Here is a 17,493-nt window from a genome sequence, read left to right on the forward strand (position 1 = left end):
ATTAAACAGGCTGTAAATTGTTTCTTAAATCTTTACTAAAAGATGCTTCAAAGCATGGTAAATCAGAGTTAAATAGAATTGACTATCTAGACGGTTGGAGAGGCTTAGCTATTCTCTTTGTGTTAATTAGTCATTTTATGCAGCCACAAATCGGCGAATTTGGAAGATTAGGTGTCGATATATTTTTCGTCTTATCTGGTATGTTGATGTCAAATATATTATTTGTAAAAAGAGTCCCTCTAAATACTTTCTATAAAAGGCGAATCAGTAGAATCCTCCCAGTATTTGTTATATTTGTTTCATCAATATATTTATCAGCATTCTTATTCGATTTATCTAATGAATATGATAATTACTTTTATACCTTAGCTTTCTTAAGAAGCTATCTTCCTACTGATGTAAGTTTGTGGGAAACCGGCTTGCCTATCGGTCATTTATGGTCGCTTAATGTTGAAGAACATTGCTATGTACTACTTAGTTTATTAACGTTAATTTCTGTATTACGTTCTCGAGAATATATTGCCATTCTCATGATAGGTATGGGATGTATTGTCCTACACATTATTTATGTAAAATATCCAACCATTGCACCGACTAACTATGAGTTAAAAACAGAAGTTGCAGCCAGTCACTTAATGCTTTCAGCGGGGTACTTTTTGATACGAGACCGCTTCGCAGCCTATGTACCTTCTTGGCTACCATTACTTACTTTTTTTGCCGCAATGGCTTGTTACGAAGTTGATGCTCCTTGGTTCGCATACTGGTTAATATCTCCTTTTTTATTAGCATTCACTGTCAATCATTTAGATAAAATACCTGCTTTGGCAAAAAAGGCACTTGAAATAAATGCTTTGCGTCTGCTAGGTATGTGGTCATACTCCATCTATTTATGGCAGCAAGTATTTTATTTCTACGGAATTAAAAATGGCAATCCATCAACCTTTCTCGCCATTACCCTATTTGCAGTAAGTATATTTGTAGGCGCTTTATCCTTCCACATAATAGAAAATCCAATAAGAAAGTATTTGAACAATAAGTGGTAAATATATAATACTCTTTTAGTGAGCATTTTGTAGTGAAATAAGCTTTACCTCATTGACACATTTTTATATTTCTCTCGCCCAATAGTAAGATGGTTGCAATGATAGCAGCCCTAGTAGGTGGCCAAATTAACTATGCCACTACACTTATAGTTTATGTTACAATTAAAAAGGTAGCACCTATGTTGCAAATTAATTAAAGAAGTACATTACGCAGTAAGGAAAACTCTAATGCCCACTAGAATGACGACGATTGGAATACTTTTTTTACTTTTCATTAGTCTTCAAACATCAGCTTTAACAATTGAAACCTATTATCAAACTCAGTTAAACATTAATTACTCACCAAACATCAAAATTTCCAAGATTTTAAAAGATGTAAGCTTAAGAGAGAACCTCATTCAAGCCGACTTGAAGCTACACTATAATCGGGAAGATTTAGAACCAACATCAACATTATCTGATTATAATATCAGCAATAATAGCACTGTTAATCTATATATAAAGCCACGAACAATCATAAACCCAAATGGAGAGCCGCACCGTTTCTATAATATAAATCAACAAATTAGCATAGAAGAATTTAATGGTTCAGATGTTACTTTATTATTTTCATTAGAGGACTATTACCTTTTTACAGCAAATGATGGAGTTCATGGTAAACAACTTTGGTCACTCGAAAAAGAAACTGAAAACCTTTCGATGCTAACCAAAATACAAACTAATTCAGAGTATGGAAGCTGGTGGCCACCTACCCGCACTAGTACTAACACAGATACCATAGCCAAACCATCCGCTTATGCATATATAGATGGTTACTTTTTATTTTCAATAAGAAATACTGACGGAAATAGAGAGCCATGGTATTTTGATTCTTCTTTAGGCACTATAAAGCGGCTGGCCGATGAATTTTCAGGGGAGGTTGGTATTAACCCTATATTTGTTGTGTATGATAACAAGCTCTATTACTTTTCTGACGAATATAGCCCATCCAATGTAGAAGAAGACTATTTTCAAATAAATTTAGAACAAAAAACGATTACTTCTGCTGCACGCCCCTTCTTAGAAACTCTTTCTTTTGGTTTAAGTAAAGGGTCTGACCTTATCACCCCGCTTTACTTAGATAAAGAATCAGAACTATATGGGGCAATAGACGCGCCTATTTATACAGGATACGCTACGTTTGGTGAAGAAACCCTATTTGGTGAGAATATGATCATTGATTATTACAAGTCGATGATGGGGTATGTTGGGTCGTGGCTGAACCGTAGAGTATTTAACCTTTTGACGTGGGAATGGACTTACTTATACTTACCTGAAGATAATGAAGATATTTTTGCGAATTATAATAATATGATTGTATCAATTTCAGATACTTCCAATAGCACTCTAACTGCTTGGAATACCGCTCTAGAAAACGTAATAGAGTTTGACATATCGCACAGAACTCAAATCCGTCATGTTATTCATAATGGGTTGATGTATCTAAGTTACAATAAATCACTTAAATATTTCAACTCGCTAAATAGTGAGTTAAAAACAGTTGAATTTTCAGATGACTTTCAAGTTTACCGCATTGAACATATCGATAGTAACAATATAGCATTTATTCAAGGATTGCTCCCTAATGAGGGAAACGAATTAATGTTGTTGCAACTCTCTATAGAGAACAGTGTACCAACTATAACGAGTGACAATCCAACTCGTCACTTCATTAATACTGATGAAACCTACACTTTTGAGCCGAATAGTTTTGATATAGACGGTGATAATTTGGCTTTTACCGTGGCCAATCAACCTCAATGGTTAGAATTCAACAAACAAACAGGAACGCTAATTGGGACTCCTAAAACAGAAGATAACGGTATCTATTCAGATATTAGTATTTGTGTTAATGATGGCCAATTAGAATCATGTCTACCTCCTTTTTCAATCATCGTAGGAAATTTACCACCTCAAATTATGTATAACATACATAGCAGCATTTCTTATGGAGACACCGTAAAGATATACACTGCTAATGAGCCAATCTCAATTAAGTTTGTAATTAGAGATCTAAATGCTGAAGATACACATACTTTTGAAGTGAGTGATGATAAACCAGTGTGGTTGAAGTTTAATAAAGTCACGGGTGAGCTTTACGGACAATCACCAAGCCATAATGTAGACCCCGTGCATGTTTCGGTTGGTGTGAATGATGGATACAATGAAACAGTTTACAAAAATATTAAGATTATTTCTGAACATAAAACAACTCCGTTTAGTATATCAGTTCCTCCTCTGCTAGAAGTTAATCTAACCCCTGATGGTGAGTCAAATACATTTAGACAAAAAGTTAGCATTATTGGTGAGTTGCCTGATGACGAAGAGTTGAGATTCAGCATATTGAACAAGCCAAGCTGGCTTATCTTTGATGAGAGCACTGGTGAGATGTACGGAGAACCAACAATAAATGATGTAGGCTCTTATCAAGATATAATCATTAGCCTACAATCCCACAACTATAAGGTTTACGCTGAATCTTTTTTAATTAACATTAACAGTTATAATCAGTTGCCGATTGCAAAAAGTGATTTCATTTCTATGCAAGTTAATAGCTCAATCATTATCGATGTGCTAGAAAATGATATTGATCCAGAGGGAGCTCAATTAACAATAGAGCAGGCATCATCTGATATTGGCACTGTAAAAATAATTGATAATAAAATCGAGTATACTTCTGTAGACACTGCTTCGACAGCAAGCATTAATTATCAAGTATCTGATATTTTGGGTGGAACCGCATACGGTACTGTTACGGTTCAAATCGAAGATACAGAAACTGATACTGATACTAACAACGGTATCAAAGAGAAAGCTAATAAAGCACAGGCTCGTTCTGGTGGTGGCGTTGGTTATATCTTAATAATGTTTGCAATGCTAGTATCTATACTTAGAAAGTTTAAGCTTTCAGCACTGGCTAATAAATAACTGCTAATCATTTTACTCTCGGTTTTTTAAAAACTCCAAACCGAGAGTAAAATAAATATTTTATTAACTTTATCTAATTGGACTCATAATTAATTATAAAAGCCTAGATAAATTCATTTAATAAAAAGGCAACACTGTACTAAAATTACAACTTATGCTTATCTCGCCAAATATTGTCTAAATAATTAAACACTTCATTACTGGCATTTTCCATTTGCTGGAGGGAGGTCATTGCATGCTGCTTGTAATCTGTTTGTTGTGAGTTAATGATATCGAGTATATCTTTTGTGGCTTTGTGAAAGCGTTGATGAGGTTGCTCTAGCTTGCCAAAATTAGGGGATTTGGCAAAAAATCGTCCGCCCTCACCGTTGTAATACCACTGGCCTAATTCACATTGATGATGATCAATATATTGCATCTCTGTTTGTCCAACACCGACTGATAAGTAAGCGTCAACTTTGATTTGCAAATGATCAACCTTAATCGATGTCATAAAGTCGTTATCTGTTAATACTTTTATATTTTTAAACGAGGACTTTACAGTGCTATTCATACCTGACAATTCATCCTCTAAGGATTGAATTTGCCCTGCATTGTTGGTGATGTTTTCAATTAGTTGCTCTGAATTACTTGCTACTTGCTTAACATTCGCCACCATTGCTTGAATCGATTTATGCGTATCGTTTATCGCTGCTTGAGTTTTTGTGGCTAAGCTTCTTACTTCATCCGCAACAACTGCGAATCCACGCCCTTGTTCGCCTGCGCGTGCAGCTTCAATGGCTGCGTTTAATGCAAGTAAATTAGTTTGTTCAGCTATGCCTTCAATTAAGGTGAGTACAGAGCTTATTTCTTCGGCACGCTCTGTCATTTCAGATACGGTTGCGCCAGAGCTTTTAGCAAGCTCTTCTAGCGCCATAGATTCAGACGCGATTCGATGGATATTATCAGTGATGTTACCAAAGTTATTAAGTACCGTTGATGTTGAATCGAGCGTATCTGCGCCACGCTCTACCGAACGGTCTAAACTTGATTTAACATCATGAAGGCTGTCTCTTAAATACTGATTTTCAAATCGCATTAATTCGGACGAATCATCAGAGACTTCTGGAGCTTCAGACAATAGCTCAATATCTTCATCTTTTTGCGCTATTGTACGCTCTAAAGCTTCGTTCTGTTTACGAAGTTCAGCAACTTCTACTTTAAGTGCTTCTAACTCTGCTTTGTTTCCAAATAATCCCATCTGAAATTCACTCTTAATTTATGATGTTTAGCTTTAGTATTATTCTTTACTAACAATCGGGCTTTTCTTCGCTAAAGAAAGCTGAAACAACAGCCCAATTATTGCTACTAATGTGCTAATTTGAAATAAGTCCAATGAACGGATTCAAGCGAAATAATTATTTTTTATGTGCTTATTCATAATAATAGAATTAAATACTTAGTTGTCTACTTTAGTTGTTCAATTAATGGCGACAAACTCGATAAAACTCAAACCAATCTCAGACTTTAAAATATTCAAAACGGAGTTCTGTGAAGCGTATTTGCCTAAACTTACGCTATGCTAGTTGGCATTTTCTATTGTTATAAAAGTTAACCATGCTATCTATTGCTTCTTGTTGATATGCTCGCAAACCACTCAATACCATGTGCTTTTCTCCAGTACCAACTATTTGTTCAACGCCTTCAATTGTGTCAGTAATGGTGAATTGTAAAATAGCATTTCCGCGTTTACCCTCAACGACTAGCTCAGTATTACTCAACGTTAACTTAGGATTCGTTAACTTCATGTTGTTTAAATTAATGAGCATTTTTTCATAAATAACCAATGGACGTTCTGGATTTATCATTACGTCTTTTTGTTTCATCAGCGGGACTAAAATATGCGGAAAATTCTCGCCAGAAAAAGCGACGTACTCTCTAATTAGGGCATTAAGTGCAGCTTCATCTTTACATATTTCACCCGAGCGCTTTACAACAAGGTAAGTTTTATCGCTTTGATCTTTAATCGATAACTCTTTTGCGGAAAAGTCATCAACAATAAGATTAACGCCACCACCAACCAGCCCGGCAAAAATAAATTCCATATTCTGGCTTAACCCGCCTTGCGCCACTGTTACAGAAAACAGTAAATCACCCGGCACACAAAAGCGCTTAGCATCTACATCGTGAATAGGGTTAAAGTCATTCGCTATATCTTTGGCAAACGAACTCGCTTGTTCTTTGGTAAAGCTGAGGGTTCTATCAGTGTATGTATAAAAATTATCTACAAACATATTTCAATTACTATCATTAATTTGGAAGGCTTATTCTACTTGTTTTTTTTAGCTAGGTGGTCAAGCCAGCTTGGAAGGGAAATAGCGTTAGCCAGCTTACAGCACTTCTTTACCACTTAATGCGGATAATTTTTTCTTCACATGTCTTCCAATATTATTGCATCCATTTATAATCAGAAGTTATTAGATATTCTTTTGTGGAATATAAGTTTTTATTATATTAACTGATTTTTTAGGCGTTTTTATACTATGTCATTGGAAAACTACTTTGCACCTTACCGAAAAAATATCATTGGCATTGACCTTACACATGAGCTAAATGGTGCAATTCGTCCAATCATTTATGCTGACTGGACAGCAAGTGGCAGGTTATACCGCCCTGTAGAAGAATTTATCAGTTATCAACTTGGCCCCTACGTCGCCAATACGCATACAGAAACAAACCTTCTTGGTTGCACCATGACCAACACTTATCATCAAGCGCAACAAACCATAAAAGAGCACGTAAATGCGTGTGAAAATGATGTGCTAATTTGTGCTGGTGCAGGTATGACGGCTGTTATTAATAAATTCCAGCGGATTTTGGGATTGCGTATTCCAGAGCGAATGAAAGATCAGATAACGTTTGAAGACAATGAAAAACCGGTCGTTTTTATTACTCACATGGAGCACCATTCCAATCAAACTACGTGGTCAGAATGTGATGTAACACTCGAGATAGTGAAAGCTAATGACAAAGGGCTGCCTTGTCTTAATCATTTAGATGAATTATTACAACAATATAGCGATCGCAGGTTTAAGATTGGGTCGTTTACCGCTTGTTCAAATGTAACGGGTATAAAAACGCCCTACCATCAACTTGCAGAAATAATGCACGAACATGGTGGCGTATGCTTTGTGGATTTTGCAGCATCCGCTCCGTACGTTGATATAAACATGCATCCTGCAAACCCAAAGCAACAATTAGACGCTATTTTCTTTTCACCTCATAAGTTTTTAGGTGGGCCTGCTAGTTCTGGTGTACTGATTTTTAATCGCGCTTTATATAAGAATAAGGTGCCCGATCATCCTGGTGGTGGCACTGTTAGTTGGACTAATCCGTGGGGCGAACATAAATTTTTCGATAATATTCAAGTACGAGAAGACGGCGGCACTCCCGGATTTTTACAATGTATTCGCACTGCATTGGCAATCAAAGTAAAAGAATCAATGGGAACAGATAAAATAGCGGCCAGAGAGCATGAACTTACTCAATATCTTATGGGTGAACTTACTAAAAATGAGCGGGTGCTAATGCTAGAAGATAAAGCACAAGAGCGTTTATGTATTGTCTCATTTTATGTGTTGGGCATGCATCATAACCTTATTGTTAAAATTTTAAACGACCGTTTTGGCATTCAAACACGCGGTGGCTGTTCATGCGCGGGCACTTATGGTCATATTTTGCTGCAAGTAGATCCCAGTATGTCCAAAAAAATTACTGAACAGATTGATTCTGGTGATTTAACAGAAAAGCCTGGCTGGGTACGAGTTTCATTGCACCCAACAACAAGCGACCAAGAAGCGCGCGCTATTGTGAGCGCAATTAATCAAACTATCGAAAATGCAGACTTATGGGCGCAGGACTACTTCTTTAATCCTTCTTCAGGTGAGTTTAAGCACAGAAATGAGCAAACGAGTTATCCAAGCTTAGATGGGTTTGAAGCAACAACCTGTCACAAGCCGAAACCTAAAAGCAGTATATTAAATAAACTATTCAAACAAACCAGTTAATAAATACAATCGAGCACACTGCATTTTGTGTGCTCTTTTTATATCAATCCTCATAGCGTTTAATTGCTGCCTCACTTCCACCAATATAGCTTAGCCTTACCTAAGAATGGCATGATATCTGCTTTAATAAATCTGAATTGAAATTGTCAAAAGTCTGTCAGGAGGAACCATGGCGTTTTCATCAGAACTAATCACTAATGTAAGTGCAAGCGACGAAACCAATAACGATATCCTACAAATGTTGGGTATTGATCACGATGGTGAAGTGCAATATCACGTATATAAAACGCAACTTGATGATAAAAGTGTGTTTTGTTGTTTGTCTGGCGGTGTTATTGAAGATAATGAAATTGTATTCACACCAGTAGGCCTAGGTGCTTTTGAGGCATTGACGAATGTAAACAGCAATAATCAAGATTATTTTGCGGAAGAGTTGCACGTTGATAATGGCCCAATAAAAGAACAAGTTGAAGAGATTTTACAGCGTGTTCCGGAAAACGCAAAAGTATGCTTTTTAGGCGATATTACTGGCGAACTAAAAGAAGATATTGGGAAGATTTTCAACTTAGCATTAAGTTAATGTTGAGCATTTACCCTGCACCTTATTTTAGGCAACACCTAGCTGGCAACGTTTAACGAGTCTATTGTAAAACCTTTGCTAGCTAGCCATTCTAAAGCTTCCGCTTTGCTAATAAAGGTTTTTGTATAAGCTTTTTGCACTTTCAAGGCATCCGACATAACAACAGCTACATCAAACTGAAAATTAGTAGTGACTAATACCGCCTTGTTAACCAAACCAGCATTGTTTAATAATTGATTAACTTGATTATTAATAAGGTGCGCTTCGGGCGTCGCACCTTGAAATTCGGTTAGATCTACAAAGTAGGCAAAAGCTTGCCCCTTCAATTGCGGCAATAAGTTGTGCTGAACATCGTTATATAATTGTTTGGCGATACGCTCGTTAAACGAACCAATTAATTTTGCATAAACAACAGAGTGTTTGATTTCACACTCATAAGAACAATTATTACGCATAAATACTACCTACTGCTACCACTAACAGCTGCCAAGGCACATGCTAACTTCCTAAGCGCCCTAAGCAACTTTAGTTATCGATACTTATGAAACAATTATTCCCAATATGTTTCTTCTAAACTGTCTTCTCTTTCAGGAAGTCCTTTAGATAGCCTCGGCGAATGTTGCGCCAAAACCTCATAACTCACCCTGTTTGCATATTTACATATTTGCGAGAAAGAAGAATAACACAATGCACCTGCATGATGTTTAGTTGAGCTTGGCACATTAACGCTATGATATACGTTTGCGGTTAGATCATGCAATAGCGCTGATAACGCTGCATCGCCAGCACCATTAGTGTTCTTAATCGAGTCTGGTCCACCCATATATGGTGCAACATGTGAATACACCTTAATTGGCTTAACACACTTTACTTTAAGCATCGGACGCGAGTATTCATAACGGTTAAATTCTGCAATTGCTCCCGGTAAAAGTGCTTTTTCCGTTTCACGCTTATACTGCTCATCAGTATAGCCAGCCATATATAATCCTAACGGGCCAGCTGTGCATAATACTAAGTCCACCCAATCCAGTGCCTTATCAGCAGCTTGAAGTGGATTAGATAGCCCTGTAAGTGCCTCTCCCTCTTCTTCATTCATTGCTAACACTTGAACATGATTAGCAACAAAATTTTGCCACCATGTTGGGTTTTCATCAATCATAAAGCGCGTGCCCATGGTCAATACCACAGGTACATTGTGACGATTAGCATATTCAACCGCTTGGATTGTAGCTTCTTTTAGCCCATCTGACTCTTCACTTCTGGTGAAGTAAGCGCTTATTACTAATGCCGACGATTCTTTAATTAATGCCTCATCAATAAAGCTAGGTTTAAGCTTGTTCATTGAACCAGCATTAATGGCGAAGGTGCGCTCGCCATCATCCGTAATCAGCGTATAACCACGCCCTATTGGCCCTGCTACCGGCTGTAAATAATTCAAGTCAACTCGTGACGATGTATTGCACAAGTATTGGTATGCGTAGCTGCCAATTCGAATATTTTCGCTCATTACGCCATACAGAATTGATCGATCATCAGCAAGTACCGAGTAATTGTGCATAGTATTACCAATCGTACCACCAGCATGCTGACCCGTAATCAATTGACTGTTTTCAAGCTCAGCATATAGCGATTCCGCCACTTCTGTTTCTACAACTTGCGAAAGGCCTTTTTTTAAATTGAACCTTTCTAGTAGTTCGTCACTTACTTTTGCTTCAATATCTACAATAGTTTGATCAATCCCAACAATGTACGGATGTTTAAGCTGCACCGTTTCGGTTAACTTATTCGTTAAAGGGTGTTTTTGATCAACAGGAAAGTAATGTTTGTGTTTACGACTACCAGGAAAGCGCATATTTCATTAACTACAAAATAAAAAGGGGCGTTATTATAACACCCTCTGAATATTCATTGCACCCGTAACTTAGTACAAATATGAAGCAAATAATGAAGAAACATCATTCCTTATCATACAAAATAGAATGCTTATCGCCGCTCTCGGCTACATTAGTGAATAAATTTTATAAAAAACATGGCGCTAGAGGCACAGCTAAAAGAAATGACAATATTTGGGTGGCAAGAAACAATGATCATGAAGTTATCGCTGCTGCGCGTATTACTCGTATTTTTGAATATTCTCTACTAGTTGGTGTATATGTGGACGATAAATACCGCGGAAATGGAGTAGCTAATTCGTTACTAACTGAACTGATGGTTAGTACGAGCCAAGTGTTCTACACATTTCCCTACACTTCGCTAGTAACCTTTTATAGCGCGCTTGGGTTCAAATTAATAGAGGTTGCTCAGCTCCCCCAACCTATTTTGAATAAATTAGAGGTATATCAAAACCAAGGCAGAAACATTGTGGCAATGGCTGCCCATATAGAATGAGAACGTCCAGAATTCTGAGTGCCCTTAAGTGATAACATTAATACATTTTGTCGAGTTCTACGCCGACAATATCAAACGACTTTAAATTTGGCACATGATCTTGCAGCTTGGTTTCGTATTTATCCAACTCTTTTAATCGCCAACAAAATTGTTCTGCTTTCTTCTCCAGCAACCTCGACTTTGCTTGTAATGAACGTGCAATATCGTCATTGATTCTGTCCATATTTTCACTTAAATCAGTTGTTCTAGATTCAAGGCTGTTTCTATCCGCTTTAACCGCTTCTCCTACTGCCACCATGATGGAACCTAACGAGCGCGTCACAATATTTTTTATTTCTTCACCAAGCTCATCTTCAAAAAAGTCTGCAACTTCATCTAATCCTTGAGGTGCAATATAAAAATGCTCACCCGTGCGGTTAAATTTCTTTTTTAATTTAAATTTAATTTCTTTAAAGTGCTCATCTATGCCAGCTCCGCTCTGGCCACCAGATAACCCTTTTACTACATAGTCAATTGCTCTAAGTCCAATATCAACTCCCTCCATTGCAATGTTGACTATTTCTGGTACTTCGCGGCGTAAGCCCAAACTAAACTGCTTAAGTACCTCAGTGTCTTCTTCATTAAGGTGAATCCATTCCCCTTTAATAAATAACTGCTTGTCATTATTTATTTGTAATTGCGTGCGATCTTTTACCATTACTCGAATGTGATCATTATTGATTAATAATCCATAATTCAATCTAACATCGCACTTTCCTGCTAATGCCATTGAAGGGAAAAAAGTCAATAAAATGAATAGAGAAAGTGATAGTTTCGAAAAGCATGTAATAAAAGCTGCTTGCATAACTGCCTTGTTTAAAGTCAAAAAAGTATTATTCGCTGAATAATGCGAGCTGGAATCACGCATATTAAGCGACCTTAACATTTTAAGTAAATATCAAATTGCAGAATAAGTACGCTAATTTGAGATGAACGGATGATTTGGCACGATAATAGGGATAACTTAACCAGGGCGTGATGAAAGATACTTATTTTTCAAACCTAACAAAACGCAAAAATAGGTCAACGCTCTTATCTTTCGAGTTATTTTTACCGTTATAGAAAGCAAAACTCCATGCTCTGGTCGGTTCATTCGTTAATGTTGTTGACGTCCAAAAGTTTTCTGAAGGCGTGTTCGGAAAAAGTGACAAGTTGATGGAGGGCTCAACGCACATTCGCTCAACAATTGAGCTTAACTCTTTAATGTTAGGCAGTCGCCAGTCTGTATAACCTGCAAACGTGGTTGTATTAGCTAGTGTTAGTGCAGCAACCCAAGTGACTTGATTAGCAATGCCTGTGCAACTTTGGTTTGATTCATCCCAAGTTTGCCCGCTCGCGCAACGCGCCCACATCAAGCCCGTTGTATTATGCGTTACAGTGCCATCGGTATTAACCGTAAAAGAGTCACCTGGGGTATTTTCGGGCACACTATCACAGTGCTGCTCTGCCTGTGCGCCCCTACAAGCGATGAACAAAACAGAGAAAAAACACATGCGAAGCACATTTAACCAAGCTGAATCAGTGGAAGTTCTCGAGATCATGGTGCTTCTCCGGCTGGTGTTCTTACCAATCTTATGTAGGCTTTATCAGATTTATTAATAGCGGTATCGTGCCCTGTTGCCATATCAATAACCCAAGCAGTAATATTTGCGCCACCATCGACGTTTGTTTGATCACTCCAATAATACAAATGCCCTAACGAGCCTGCCTGTGGCATGTTTCTAAAGAAATTACCATCTAATAAATGCGGTTGTCCTAAACGTGAATAATCCATCAAGCCTCTTAACTCATCCAGCGTAGCTAAACGCCAATTGGCTCCACCACAATAATTAGTTGTATTAACTTCTGCTAGGTAGTTTTCAATACCGCAATTTACGGTACTTGGGCAAGTTGTTTGTGGATCGCTCTGCGCGCCGTCTACCCCGCCATTATCGCCACCGTATTGCCATGTGTAGGTATTGTTACCAGCACGCAGCTTTGTAGACGGCGGGGTGCCAGTTGGAGGATCTTTAACTTCCCAAATGAGTCCTGTTACATTGTCACGCACACATGCATACTCGGATGACGTTTCAACCACCTCTTTGCCGTTTTCGTCTAGCTTGATAAAGTCAAAAGCGCGAGTTCCTGCGCCTACCTTATCTAACTTGTCGGCATATACATCTCTTCCTACCGCGCCATCTTGCTTTTTACCTAATTCTTCATTGCAATCAATTGTGGTTTGCCCGTTGTAACATGTTACAACACCCGAATCATTAATCAGTCCAAGCGCCAGTTTCCGTACAGTAATGGTTATGCTATCTGTTGCTTGACGATTGTCGTTATCACTTACTAGAAGCTCAAACGTTAGCTTTTCACTATCGTCAACATTTGGTGCTTCAAAATGTGTAACGCACTCTGTTGTCGACTCTATAGTGACGGCTTCTCCTTCTGTTTGCCGCCAGAAACAAGAGAATTCATCAATAGCTTGGCTAAAAGAGGCATCAAGGCTTACCAAATCAAACTCTTCAACTGTTTTATCTTGCCCTGCATTGGCACTAATACGAGTTGTATTAGGTAATACATTAAGATTTATACTATTCGTTGACTGCGCCCCTTCATCGTCGATGACCGTAACCGAAAAGCTGTAAATTGCCGTTTGTGCTTCAACAGGAGCCAAAAAAGATAACTGAGGCTCGTTAAGTACAGAAGTTGTGATTACATTTTTAGCGCCAGCTATTTGTTGCCATTCATAACTGACAATCACGCCGTCTTCGTCAGGATCAACAGAGCCACTGGCGTCAAGGGTCACAGCATCACCCGCTACTACATTTCTATTTGTATGACTGGTTATCACTATTAACGCAGAAGGTGGCTGATTGAGCGGTGTAACAATAACCGAAATCTGATCTTTGGCAGGAATACCAGTACCAGAACTATACTCAACTTCAAACGTTAGCGTTGTTTCGGTTTTCACTGAAGGGGCTGTAAACGTCACTGACTGTGTTGTTGCAGGAAATTCACTGAGTACATCACCAGATACTTGTCGCCATGAAAAACTACCTTCTGCATCTGATGCAGCAGCACTTAATGTGACAGATTGTGACTCAATGACCGTCTTGTCTGCCCCTGCATTTACTGACACTAGTGGCGTATTCACATTGGTATTATCATTATCACCACCCGCTAAGCACCCGCCAAGTAACAAACACAGTAAAATAGTAACGAGCCTCTCTTTTAAAACCATGACATAGCGCTCGTATTTAGTTGTACATATCAAAGTATCAGTCACATAAAGCCTTAATTCTTTCACCTGTATCTAACTAACTATAATCGTTAATGTTTAATTTGCAGTTCTTTTGATCGATATTCTATTCGACACGGGCCAGTTTCGTTGTCAGTTTTTAATCGCGCGTCAGCACAACTCACATGAATACCTGGATATAACTTTTGGTTTATTGTCACGGATAAATAATTAGGAATGTTTTCTATTTTGGCAAGATTAGATTTCCGCTTTCTAACCAGTTGCTTTAATGTTGCAAAATGATGTTCAAAGCTATCTACTGCATCTTTTAAAAGCACTGATTTATCTGAAGAAGGTGGTAAATTTTCACTGAGGTACTTAATCGCCGTTTTCACATCTAAAATCACTAACTGATGAAATTCAATTTTGTCATCTATAAGTACTTGTTGATTAATTAGCCAATCAATGTGTCTATCTAGTGAAATGTCAATTCGACTTCCAGATTCAGCACCAAGCACACCAACAGTAAGACTTTTACCTAATATTAATCGCCCTCCAATTAACTTACCTTGAGGTTTGTCTCCTTGGCCTATCGTTACCACATTGCCTTTTACCAGACTATGCAATAGCTGTTTTTCAACCAGAATATCTTTACCTGCGAATAATGCGACATATTGCCCATGCCCAATTTTAATACTTCCTTTCGCAATTAACTTGGTAGAATACTCGGGTTCCACGGCACCTTTTAATTCAACTTGACGGCCAATTGTGGCGTTATTCACTATAATATCGCCCTGTGCTTCTAAATAAGCTGACTCAACTAATCCCATTACATGAATGTCACCCGTAGAGATAACTCGCATTCCTTCATGTACGTCTTTGTTAATGATTACGCTTCCATCAAACTCGATATGCCCAGTTGAAACATCAACATCTTCAATTTGAAAAATCTTATCAACCGCTATACCGCCTTCTATTTTTTTCGGTAATCCCGCAATTGTTGAAAATATTTTGTTTGGATTATCAGGTAATATTTCAGCCCCTTCACCAGCTACAAAATTAAAATCTTCACCATCGGTAGGTTCTATCGTTTCACCAAGTACTGTTATTCCTGGTTTACCGGGCTGTATAAGCTGTTTTTCCGCAAGTAAAGCGCCTTCTTTTACGCTCTCAATAGTCCCCAAATCTCGCATATCTACTCTATATTTGCTTACAGCCTGAGGCTTAAGTTCGCGCTCATCGGCACTTTTTACATGGTAAATAATGCGTGCATCTCTACCGTTTTTTACCGGCTTACCTTTTGCGATTACCTGCTCAATTTTACTTCCCGGGCTTGCCTTTGCGGCTTGCTCAGCAATAACTTTGATACGGTCTTTATCTATCCCAAACGCTATTTTTTTCTCTAGTGCCGCCTTTACGATTTTTTTTGCTGTAATATTTTTACCGCCATAAGCAGTAATAATATGTGCTTTGGCAAACATATTATCTTCACTACAAATAATCTCTAGCTGGGCATCATGCTGGGTGGCCACAACTTGTTCGAAGCGCTTACTTTTGAATTCTTGCTCGGCTTCTCGCAATTGTGATAAATAATGGCTACATGCTTCAACAAGCGTAGCAATACCATCTTGGTGAATACGGCAACGTTTGAAGTCAGACTGTTTTAATGCATTGGTAATAGAAGCAGACGTTACCGAAGCATCCATATCATGAAGTGTAACAGAGGCAACAATATCATTATCTTTCTGATAAAACTTAACAGCAGTGGCCATATTAATTTTCAAACTAACTCGTTGTTTAATTAAAGTATACGTAGTTATCGGCGAAAATGGCTAAAAATCAAGCAGCAAATTTTTAAGCAATACTAAGGTAAGTAAACCTAGTTTCTCAATTTATATACCTAAATCAACACGATTAATTTGATATGACGAATAAGTGGTGGTGGGATAAGGAAAAAACGGAGCTTATCGCTCCGTCATAACTATAGGAAACTGTCCTGATGTACAGCTATAAATAAGGGGGTTCCTACCTTGGAATAATCAATTTTATATTCTTTACCATCTAGCGCTTGAATAAACACTAACGTTTTTCTGTCGCCAAATATTTCAGGAGTGGTTAACTGTACTACTTCTAAATATTGTTCTTTCGCTTCACGTCTGTTTTTTGGGATAGGCTTATCAAATTTGGTTAAGCCGTTGTGGCTTACTAAAACCGGTGGATCACCATCATCATTCACTAGAACAAGATCAATTTTTTTTACTTTATGAATAAGCGTATTACGCCCACTAACCAAATAATTTTTTTCTAGACTCATAATGTTACCGATTTATTTTTTTAAAATTCGCTTTGTTTAATTAAATATCATGCTGCCAGTAATTTCAATGCTTTAAACAGGATAAATTCCAATTAGACTCTATTTGCATCACGAATTTCTGTAATCAGCTGAATGAATTTCATTTCTTCTCTATCTAATGCAGTTGTGGGTATGTAAAGATCATATCCAAGTAAGGATTTTAAACGCGTCATTCTATTAGCAAACATGGCAATTAAACCGGAATATTGATGCCCACACGAGGTAGTATAGTTTTCATCATCAAATATTAATTCACTAGGGCAAGTACCATCGGGACACTCACTTACCAATGCCGTTTGAATTAGGTTCTTTTGTTCCATTAAAAGTTTAACAGCCAGCCTAGGGTGTAATTGCTGTAAAAAGCTTTGATAATTAATAATATTAATTCCCACATACGATAGCGCAACATACTCTCCTTGACGATGCACACGGGGTATACCCAATCGACGAATATTATTATAAGCTAATTGCCACGTTCCAAATCGATGCTGGTATGACATATCGTGCTCATCAAGCTTAATAGAATAAGCAGGCTCTAACGTTTTAACATACCCTATTAATATTCCAATACAACATGCAAGCAATATAAAAATATCTATTGTGTTAAATGGGCTACTTTTTAGTTTTAGATATAGAATAAATATAATAAGGGCAACGCCAGAAACCAGCATTGTTGTTATACTATTTTTAGTGCTATTTGCACTAATATAAATCGGTAATTTCACGCCTTAAACCCTATATCAACTACTTAGGTTGCCCTAAGTTAATTAAAATACACAAAATATAATAGCATCATTAATATTGCCCAAATGACAATTGCACGAAGACGTTTACAATAAGGACATCCACTTTTTTCT

Annotated in this window: 15 protein-coding genes; 5 read left to right on the top strand and 10 right to left on the bottom strand. The window is 37.6% G+C overall.

Annotated elements, in window-relative coordinates; translation table 11 throughout:
* Positions 1-17 precede the first annotated feature (17 nt).
* Both HUU81_RS10160 and HUU81_RS10165 read left to right on the top strand, forming a co-directional pair.
* The gene (locus HUU81_RS10160) at positions 18-1,043 is read left to right on the top strand and encodes an acyltransferase family protein (RefSeq protein WP_199608845.1); all 1,026 of its coding nucleotides are present in this window, start codon (positions 18-20) and stop codon (positions 1,041-1,043) included.
* Positions 1,044-1,271: 228 nt separating this feature from the next.
* Entirely contained in the window at positions 1,272-4,010 is a 2,739-nt protein-coding gene (locus HUU81_RS10165; protein ID WP_199608846.1) for a putative Ig domain-containing protein, read from the top strand.
* A gap of 145 nt (positions 4,011-4,155) precedes the next feature.
* Here the strand turns inward: HUU81_RS10165 and HUU81_RS10170 are convergent, their stop codons facing one another.
* Positions 4,156-5,250 carry a methyl-accepting chemotaxis protein gene (locus tag HUU81_RS10170; protein ID WP_199608847.1) on the bottom strand — a complete coding sequence of 365 codons (1,095 nt, stop codon included), beginning with the start codon at positions 5,248-5,250 and terminating at the stop codon, positions 4,156-4,158.
* 316 nt (positions 5,251-5,566) lie between these two features.
* Positions 5,567-6,283: a DUF3581 family protein gene (locus HUU81_RS10175; protein ID WP_199608848.1), complete on the bottom strand. Its 717-nt coding sequence runs from the start codon at positions 6,281-6,283 to the stop codon at positions 5,567-5,569.
* A 249-nt stretch (positions 6,284-6,532) separates the two neighbouring features.
* On the opposite strand from HUU81_RS10175, the gene HUU81_RS10180 reads away from it, so the two are divergent.
* Both HUU81_RS10180 and HUU81_RS10185 read left to right on the top strand, forming a co-directional pair.
* The gene (locus tag HUU81_RS10180; protein WP_199608849.1) at positions 6,533-8,056 is read left to right on the top strand and encodes an aminotransferase class V-fold PLP-dependent enzyme; all 1,524 of its coding nucleotides are present in this window, start codon (positions 6,533-6,535) and stop codon (positions 8,054-8,056) included.
* Positions 8,057-8,225: 169 nt separating this feature from the next.
* Entirely contained in the window at positions 8,226-8,636 is a 411-nt protein-coding gene (locus HUU81_RS10185; RefSeq protein ID WP_199608850.1) for a hypothetical protein, read from the top strand.
* Between the two features lie 38 nt (positions 8,637-8,674).
* Here HUU81_RS10185 and HUU81_RS10190 read toward each other — a convergent pair whose 3' ends face one another.
* Together HUU81_RS10190 and HUU81_RS10195 are read right to left on the bottom strand one after the other, a co-directional pair.
* Positions 8,675-9,091 carry a hypothetical protein gene (locus tag HUU81_RS10190; protein ID WP_199608851.1) on the bottom strand — a complete coding sequence of 139 codons (417 nt, stop codon included), beginning with the start codon at positions 9,089-9,091 and terminating at the stop codon, positions 8,675-8,677.
* 95 nt (positions 9,092-9,186) lie between these two features.
* Positions 9,187-10,488 (bottom strand): inosine/guanosine kinase, encoded by a 1,302-nt coding sequence (locus tag HUU81_RS10195; protein WP_199608852.1) that lies wholly within the window; start codon positions 10,486-10,488, stop codon positions 9,187-9,189.
* Between the two features lie 155 nt (positions 10,489-10,643).
* Between HUU81_RS10195 and HUU81_RS10200 the strand changes: the two genes are divergently transcribed.
* The gene (locus tag HUU81_RS10200) at positions 10,644-11,024 is read left to right on the top strand and encodes a GNAT family N-acetyltransferase (protein ID WP_199608853.1); all 381 of its coding nucleotides are present in this window, start codon (positions 10,644-10,646) and stop codon (positions 11,022-11,024) included.
* A gap of 37 nt (positions 11,025-11,061) precedes the next feature.
* Here the strand turns inward: HUU81_RS10200 and HUU81_RS10205 are convergent, their stop codons facing one another.
* The 6 genes from HUU81_RS10205 to HUU81_RS10230 form a co-directional block, all read right to left on the bottom strand.
* Positions 11,062-11,868, bottom strand: coding sequence for a DUF2884 family protein (locus HUU81_RS10205; protein ID WP_199608854.1), 807 nt, complete (start codon positions 11,866-11,868; stop codon positions 11,062-11,064).
* A 184-nt stretch (positions 11,869-12,052) separates the two neighbouring features.
* Positions 12,053-12,604, bottom strand: coding sequence for an Lcl C-terminal domain-containing protein (locus HUU81_RS10210; protein WP_199608855.1), 552 nt, complete (start codon positions 12,602-12,604; stop codon positions 12,053-12,055).
* A complete protein-coding gene (locus HUU81_RS10215; RefSeq protein ID WP_199608856.1) occupies positions 12,601-14,286 on the bottom strand; it encodes an Lcl C-terminal domain-containing protein in 1,686 nt (561 codons plus the stop codon). Before HUU81_RS10215 ends, HUU81_RS10210 begins: the two co-directional genes overlap by 4 nt.
* An 89-nt stretch (positions 14,287-14,375) precedes the next feature.
* Positions 14,376-16,067: a DUF342 domain-containing protein gene (locus HUU81_RS10220; protein ID WP_199608857.1), complete on the bottom strand. Its 1,692-nt coding sequence runs from the start codon at positions 16,065-16,067 to the stop codon at positions 14,376-14,378.
* Positions 16,068-16,264: 197 nt separating this feature from the next.
* The gene (locus HUU81_RS10225) at positions 16,265-16,597 is read right to left on the bottom strand and encodes a hypothetical protein (protein ID WP_199608858.1); all 333 of its coding nucleotides are present in this window, start codon (positions 16,595-16,597) and stop codon (positions 16,265-16,267) included.
* A 92-nt stretch (positions 16,598-16,689) separates the two neighbouring features.
* Positions 16,690-17,361 (bottom strand): DUF2982 domain-containing protein, encoded by a 672-nt coding sequence (locus tag HUU81_RS10230; protein WP_199608859.1) that lies wholly within the window; start codon positions 17,359-17,361, stop codon positions 16,690-16,692.
* Between the last annotated feature and the right edge of the window lie 132 nt (positions 17,362-17,493).

It is taken from the genome of Flocculibacter collagenilyticus (assembly GCF_016469335.1).
In the GTDB taxonomy this organism is placed as follows: Bacteria; Pseudomonadota; Gammaproteobacteria; order Enterobacterales; family Alteromonadaceae; genus Flocculibacter; species Flocculibacter collagenilyticus.